Annotated in this window: 7 protein-coding genes and 1 pseudogene; 6 read left to right on the top strand and 2 right to left on the bottom strand. The window is 60.4% G+C overall.

Annotated elements, in window-relative coordinates; genetic code table 11:
- The 6 genes and pseudogenes from ACYP01_RS03975 to ACYP01_RS03950 form a co-directional block, all read left to right on the top strand.
- Positions 1-366 (top strand): annotated as a pseudogene (locus tag ACYP01_RS03975) (MmgE/PrpD family protein); the annotation flags it as partial.
- A complete protein-coding gene (prpB, locus tag ACYP01_RS03970; RefSeq protein WP_459678733.1) occupies positions 366-1,283 on the top strand; it encodes a methylisocitrate lyase in 918 nt (305 codons plus the stop codon). The pseudogene ACYP01_RS03975 and the gene prpB, both read left to right, overlap by 1 nt.
- Positions 1,280-2,401: a bifunctional 2-methylcitrate synthase/citrate synthase gene (locus ACYP01_RS03965; RefSeq protein ID WP_459678731.1), complete on the top strand. Its 1,122-nt coding sequence runs from the start codon at positions 1,280-1,282 to the stop codon at positions 2,399-2,401. Before prpB ends, ACYP01_RS03965 begins: the two co-directional genes overlap by 4 nt.
- Before the next feature lie 189 nt (positions 2,402-2,590).
- On the top strand, positions 2,591-3,373 hold the full coding sequence (locus ACYP01_RS03960; RefSeq protein ID WP_459678730.1) for an enoyl-CoA hydratase: 783 nt from the start codon (positions 2,591-2,593) through the stop codon (positions 3,371-3,373).
- 59 nt (positions 3,374-3,432) lie between these two features.
- Positions 3,433-4,293, top strand: a complete 861-nt coding sequence (locus ACYP01_RS03955) for an SDR family NAD(P)-dependent oxidoreductase (RefSeq protein ID WP_459678728.1) — start codon at positions 3,433-3,435, stop codon at positions 4,291-4,293.
- A 10-nt stretch (positions 4,294-4,303) separates the two neighbouring features.
- The gene (locus tag ACYP01_RS03950; protein WP_459678727.1) at positions 4,304-4,819 is read left to right on the top strand and encodes a MerR family transcriptional regulator; all 516 of its coding nucleotides are present in this window, start codon (positions 4,304-4,306) and stop codon (positions 4,817-4,819) included.
- Here ACYP01_RS03950 and ACYP01_RS03945 read toward each other — a convergent pair.
- Together ACYP01_RS03945 and ACYP01_RS03940 are read right to left on the bottom strand one after the other, a co-directional pair.
- Positions 4,777-5,697, bottom strand: a complete 921-nt coding sequence (locus ACYP01_RS03945; protein ID WP_338926064.1) for a TIGR01777 family oxidoreductase — start codon at positions 5,695-5,697, stop codon at positions 4,777-4,779. The two genes, ACYP01_RS03950 and ACYP01_RS03945, sit on opposite strands and share 43 nt — an antisense overlap.
- Positions 5,694-6,371, bottom strand: coding sequence for a TetR family transcriptional regulator (locus ACYP01_RS03940; RefSeq protein ID WP_007731336.1), 678 nt, complete (start codon positions 6,369-6,371; stop codon positions 5,694-5,696). The genes ACYP01_RS03945 and ACYP01_RS03940 overlap by 4 nt, the downstream gene beginning before the upstream one ends.
- Positions 6,372-6,502: the final 131 nt, after the last annotated feature.

Here is a 6,502-nt window from a genome sequence, read left to right as displayed (position 1 = left end):
CTGTGGAACAAGATCTCCACGCGCGAAGATCCCGAATGGACACGCCGTTACCACTCGACGGATCCGGACGAGAAGGCTTTCGGTGCTCGCGCCGAGATCACCTTGAAGAGCGGCGAAGTCATCGTCGACGAGCTTGCGGTGGCCGATGCGCACCCGCTCGGCGCACGTCCGTTCGCTCGCGATCAGTACGTCGCGAAGTTCCGCACCCTCGCCGAGGGCGTCATCGAGCGGAGCGAACAGGACCGCTTCCTCGACGCGGCTCAGCGCACCGCCGAATTGAAGGCAGGCGAACTCGATCAGCTGACCTTCACCGTTTCCGACGACGTTCTCGCTCGGGCTCCCAAGGTCGCCAAGGGACTTTTCTGATGTCGGGCCTCATCGCAGCCGCGACGTCTGCAGCCGACAAGCGGATTGCCTTCCGGGCGGGGCTGACGTCCGGAAAGATTCAACGACTCCCGGGTGCGATCAATCCGCTGACAGCCAAGCTCATTGAGGAAATCGGGTTCGAAGGTGTCTACGTTTCAGGTGGTGCGTATTCCGCCGGATTGGCGCTTCCCGACATCGGACTGACAACCTTGACCGAGGTCGCCGGCCACAGCAAGCAGATCGCGCGCGTCACGGACCTCCCGACGCTGATCGATGCCGACACCGGTTTCGGTGAACCTATGAGCGCGGCCCGCACGGTCACGATCTTCGAGGACGACGGTATAGCCGGTCTGCACCTCGAGGATCAGATCAACCCCAAGCGCTGTGGGCACCTCGACGGCAAAGCAATTGTGCCCACCGAAGACATGGTTCGCCGTGTTCATGCTGCAGTGTCGGCGCGTCGTGACCCGAACTTCGTCATCTGCGCGCGCACCGATGCTGCCGGAATCGACGGTATCGACGCGGCGATCGAGCGAGCAAAGGCCTATGTGGATGCCGGTGCCGATCTGATCTTCACCGAAGCTCTTGCCACCGAGGCCGACTTCGAGAAGTTCCGCGCAGCGGTCGACACTCCGCTCCTCGCCAACATGACCGAGTTCGGGAAGTCGAGTCTCATTTCGGCGAAGACGTTGGAAGAGATCGGTTTCAACGCCGTCATCTACCCCGTGACCACCCTTCGGCTGGCGATGTTCGCTATCGAAAAGGGTCTGCGCGAGATTTTTGCGGAGGGCACGCAAGAAGGACTGCTCGGCGAAATGCAGCATCGCAGCAGGTTGTACGAGATTCTCGAGTACGAGCGCTACAACGAATTCGACAGTGGCATTTTCAATTTCAGCTTGGAGGGGAGTAGGACATGACCGAACAGATTCCGACGATCTACAAGGGCTTGGCCGGAGTTGTCGTCGATACGACGGCTATCTCCAAGGTAGTGCCCGAGACGAATTCGTTGACGTATCGCGGTTACGCAGTGCAGGACCTTGCCGCGAACTGCAGCTTCGAAGAAGTTGCGCACCTGCTCTGGTACGGCGAACTGCCGACTCCCGAGCAGCTCGAATTACTCTGCCTGCGTGAGCGTGCGGCCCGTCGTGCCGACCGCTCACTGCTCTCGCTTCTGACCAAGATGCCGGACAACTGCCACCCCATGGATGTTGTCCGCACGGCGATCAGCTACCTCGGCGCCGAGGATCCGGCGGAGGACGACAACTCGGAGAAGGCCAATCTGGCCAAGGCGCTGCGGATGACAGCTGTGCTGCCGACCATCGTCGCAGCCGATTTCCGCCGCCGGCGCGGTCAGGATCCCATCGCGCCGCAGTCGGACCTGGGTTTCGCCGAAAACTTCTTGAACATGTGCTTCGGTGCTGTTCCGGAGCCGGCGATCGTGAAGGCCTTCGAGGTCTCGCTGATCCTGTACGCGGAGCACTCCTTCAACGCCTCGACGTTCGCCGCTCGTGTTGTGACGTCCACACTTTCGGACATCTACAGCGCAGTGACCGCTGCTATCGGCACACTCAAGGGCCCGTTGCACGGCGGTGCAAACGAAGCTGTCATGCACGACATGCTCGAGATCGACGACCCCGACCGCGCAGAAGCCTGGATGTCGGAGAAGTTGGCTGTCAAGGATAAGGTCATGGGCTTCGGGCACCGCGTCTACAAGAACGGTGATTCGCGTGTTCCGACCATGAAGCAGGCCCTCCTCGACGTCGCGGCAGCGACCGACGGCGAGAAGTGGGTGCAGATGTACGAGATCCTCGAGAAGACAATGGTCAGTGCCACCGGAATCAAGCCGAATCTCGATTTCCCCACGGGCCCTGCATATTTCCTCATGGGCTTCGACGTCGAGATGTTCACGCCGATCTTCGTGATGAGCCGCATCACCGGATGGACGGCGCACATCATCGAGCAAGGGCAGTCGAATGCACTGATCCGGCCGCTGAGCCAGTATTCGGGCGTGCCACAGCGCACAGTCGTGGCATGACACTTTTTACTGTCGTGGCATGACGCCCCTTTGATGCTGCGTCGGCGAGGTTCGGTTCTGGCATCACCGTCTCCTGGCCTCGTCGACGCTTCTCCGTTCGCACTATCTGCAACTTTGCATCGAGAATTCGCAAAGATATTCAAGTGCAATGTGTTTCGACTTCTCTCTACCGGAAATAACGTGAGTGTCATGACTGAAACGCACGAAGAAATCTTGATCATCCGTCGTGGCGAGACCCTCGACATCGTGTTCAACCGGCCGGAAAAGCGCAACGCATTGACCCCGCAGATGTACGACGCCATTGCCGGAGCCTGCCGGCGCGCCGACTCCGACCGCGAGATTCGGTTACTCACTCTCCGAGGTGCTGGGGGAGAGGCGTTCTCGGCGGGCTCCGACATTGGCCACTTTCAAACCTTCTCGAGCTTTCACGATGGGCTCGACTACGAAAGCCGGTTCGTCGGCGTACTGACCGAACTCGAAAAAGTGAGGGTTCCCACCCTCGCGGTGATCGACGGTGTGTGCGCGGGAGCAGGGCTGTTGCTGTCGGCAGCGTGCGATGTGCGGATCGCGACGCAGGGGTCACGCTTCTGCCTACCGATCGCGCGCACACTCGGAAACTCGTTGTCGATCCATTCCGTGGCTTTGCTGGCGGACAGGATCGGCAGTTCGCGTCTGATGTCGTTGGTCGCTCGGGCCGGGGTGATGTCGAGTGACGAGGCTCTGCGGAGCGGCTTCCTCAGCGACTGTGCAACAGTGTCCGAGTTCGCGACCCTGACTGCCCAGGTATCTCGCGATCTACTTGCCGCTGCCCCGATGACCGTCTGGACTATTCGGGAGTCCCTGCGACGCATCAGAACCCGAGTGATTGCCGACAACGATGATCTGATGAGCATGATCTACAGCAGTGACGACTTCAAAGCCGGCGTCGACGGTTTCCTTCGCGGGGAACGACCGCTCTGGGCCGGCGTGTAGTGCATCAGTAGAAGCAACGCTTGCGTTGGAGCGCGCTCTAACCCCTAGCGTTGCCGACCATGACAACAAAGACCTGGATCATCACCGGAGTTTCTCAGGGTTTCGGCCGTGAACTCGCACTGTCTGCACTTCGATCGGGGGACGCGGTAGTCGCTGCAGTTCGTCGTCCCGAGTCCGTTGCAGATATTGCGTCGGCGAATCCGGATCAGTTCTTGGCGGTGACGTTCGACGTCAGAGATACCGCAGCGGCTCCGGGCGTCGTCGAATATGCGCTCGAGCGTTTTGGTCGCATCGACGTGCTGGTCAACAATGCCGGTCGTGGGATGGTCGGCGCGGCGGAGATGGTGGACGATTCGACCTTGCGGGATCTCATGGAACTGCACCTGATCGGACCCGCCGCGTTGGTGCGCGCCGTCCTCCCGTCGATGCGAGTGCAGGGCAGCGGGACGATCGTGCAGATGAGCAGTCAAGGCGGCCGTATGTCGTTTCCCGGCGTCGGGGCGTACTCGGCGTCGAAGTTCGCTCTCGAGGGTTGGTCGGAGGCTCTCGCCGGTGAGGTCGCGCAGTTCGGCGTTCGGGTGATGATCGTCGAGCCCAGTCGATTCCGTACGGCATTCAACACACCTGGCGTTCTGAGCGTCACCGAATCATCATCGGAATACCGTGATGTGCTCGATCCCGTTCTGCGGGACATGGCTGCGGCAGACGGTGTTCAGGAGGGTGATCCGGAGAAGGCAGCAGAGATCATCACCTCGCTTGTGCACAGCGAGAATGTGCCACTTCGTCTGCCACTCGGAAAGGAAGCCGTGGAGCGTGTCTCCGCGTCGTATCGGAAGAATCTCGCCGAGGTATGCGTCTGGGCCGACCTGGCTCGCAGCGCCGATTTCGCGGATGCTGCCGGACCCGTCCGTCCGTTCTAGGCTGAGAAGCATGGCTACCGAAGACTTGATGCGTAAGGCACTCGAGGCACTTGGGGAAGTGGACGGGCCCATGTCGATCGAGGTGATTCACCGACTCGTCGATGCAGGAGACGTTCAGGAGCCGATGTCGATCGCCGAAGCCTCGGACCTGCTGGATGTCTCGCCACATACGCTGCGCTACTACGAGAAGATCGGTCTGGTCGAGGTCGATCGTGACTCGAGCGGACATCGTGTGTACGGTCCGGAATCTATTCGCAGGCTGGTGTTTCTGACCCGCATGCGCATCTCGGGTATGGCGATTCGCGACCTGCAGCACTACGTTGAACTGGTCGACGCCGGTGAAGGGACAGTTCCGGAGAGGCTCGACATGCTGCTCGAGCACCGGGACACCGTTCGTCGGCAGATCAAGGAGCTCACGTTGTCTTTGGCTGCGACGGAGTACAAGATTGCGACGTACGGCGGGCGGACCGGAGAGCAGGATATTCAGCCGAGTGAAACCGGAAGCAGCCCTCGCGGGGTCTCTTGAGCGATCTGGTTCAGCGCAGACTCCAACGTCGGAAATTGATACTGGAAGCCGCTGTCCGCGAGCACCCCTGGTGAAACCCAGCGACTCTTCGTTACCAGTTCAGCCTCGGTGCGGATGATTCGTGCGCCGAACTCGAGCATCCAGCCCGGCGTCGGAAACCCATATTGTCGGCCAAGTTTCGCTCGTACCATCCGCATCATGTCGGTGTTGGTTACCGGATACGGGGATGCGATATTGACCGGGCCTGAGATCTCCGGATTCTCGTAGATGTGGATGATCGCGCGAATGACGTCGGCGATGTGAATCCAGCTGAACATCTGTCGGCCGTCGCCCATTCGTCCGCCGAAGCCCATTCGGGCGAGGTTGACGAACGGATTGATCGCCCCACCGCCGGCTCCGAGGACGATCGACATCCGAAGTGCCACTTTGCGAACAGGAGTTGGGGCTGAGAACAATTCGTGTTCCCACGCTCGCGCGACCGCTACGGAGAATCCCTTACCCAGCTCTCCGTTCTTCTCGTCCATCGGTCGATCTCGTGCGTCTCGGTAGATCGTGCCGGTACTGGCATTCGCCCAGAGTGAGGGTGGCTGCGGCGTGCGGGTCAGCGCACGACCCAACAGTGCAGTCGTTTCCACTCGGGAGGAGAAGATGTCGTCGGCATTGCGCTTGTTGTAGCGGCAGCTCACGGAGCGGCCGGCGAGGTTGACGAGCAGATCCGTGCCGCTGAGTACATCGGCGACGCCGTGCTCGTCGGACCACGTGGCATCGCTCGTTCCTCCCCGGCCGATCGTCCGAACGTCGACCCCGTTGGATTCGAGCGTTCGAAGAAGGTGTTGGCCTACGTAACCCGACGCACCACAGACAACAACGGTCTTCATGGTTTTGTGTTCCCCTCTGCAGAAACGACTTTTGTCATCAGGGCGGCGACATCGCCGACCAGACCTCGTGCCACTGGCAGCCGGGCGAGGGTGAGCGCTTTCGCGATGATCGGTACCAGGCCGTCGACGAGGGATCGGGTACGAGTTTGCCCCGGAGACGCGTCGGTGACCCAGTGCAGCGTCACGCCCAGATAGCTGAGCCACAAGAGCGTGGGGAGCTGGGTCTCCAATGACGCCGGCGTCTTCTGCTTCGACGCCGCCAGTGCTTCACGCATCAGATCGACGGCCATCGATCTCGCATCGGTCGACTCGGCCGAGAACGGGCTGGACTGTGATGTGGTGGGCAGGGCAACGTGCAGAAACGTGCTGCCGAAGCCGTGATAGGGCCCCATGACATCGAGTCCGGTGTGCAGAACAATCCTGAGATTTTCTGTCAGTGACCCACCTTCGCGAAGGAGTGGAAGCGCCCGCGCGCGGTGATCGCGTTGGATGACGAGATACAGCTCGTGAACCAGTTCGTCTTTACTGGCGAAGTAGTAGTAGGCGTTCCCGAGCGAGACCTCTGCCTCATTTGCGATCTTGCGCATGGTCGTCGCTGCGAAGCCTTCGTCGCGGAAGAGCCGCAATGCTGTTTCCACCAGCTTTTCCCTGGTCTCGATCCCGCGACTACTCATCGACACTCCTTCTTTGAACATGTTCAAGTGCAGCGTACGCCCCAAAGTTGAACACGTTCAAGACTTGATCTGTTGCGAGCGAGATAATAAGCGCGCATACTAAATCCATGATTGAGATTGTGAGCGGTTCG

This window comes from Rhodococcus sp. no. 34 (assembly GCF_054589475.1).
This window is presented reverse-complemented; position numbering and strand designations above follow the sequence as displayed.

Excerpts from the sequence above, each read along its gene's own strand:
- ACYP01_RS03950 (WP_459678727.1), top strand. The coding sequence starts at position 4,304 with ATGGCTACCGAAGACTTGATGCGTAAGGCACTCGAGGCACTTGGGGAA.
- prpB (WP_459678733.1), top strand. The coding sequence starts at position 366 with ATGTCGGGCCTCATCGCAGCCGCGACGTCTGCAGCCGACAAGCGGATT.
- ACYP01_RS03940 (WP_007731336.1), bottom strand. The coding sequence starts at position 6,371 with ATGAGTAGTCGCGGGATCGAGACCAGGGAAAAGCTGGTGGAAACAGCA.
- ACYP01_RS03965 (WP_459678731.1), top strand. The coding sequence starts at position 1,280 with ATGACCGAACAGATTCCGACGATCTACAAGGGCTTGGCCGGAGTTGTC.
- ACYP01_RS03955 (WP_459678728.1), top strand. The coding sequence starts at position 3,433 with ATGACAACAAAGACCTGGATCATCACCGGAGTTTCTCAGGGTTTCGGC.
- ACYP01_RS03945 (WP_338926064.1), bottom strand. The coding sequence starts at position 5,697 with ATGAAGACCGTTGTTGTCTGTGGTGCGTCGGGTTACGTAGGCCAACAC.
- ACYP01_RS03960 (WP_459678730.1), top strand. The coding sequence starts at position 2,591 with ATGACTGAAACGCACGAAGAAATCTTGATCATCCGTCGTGGCGAGACC.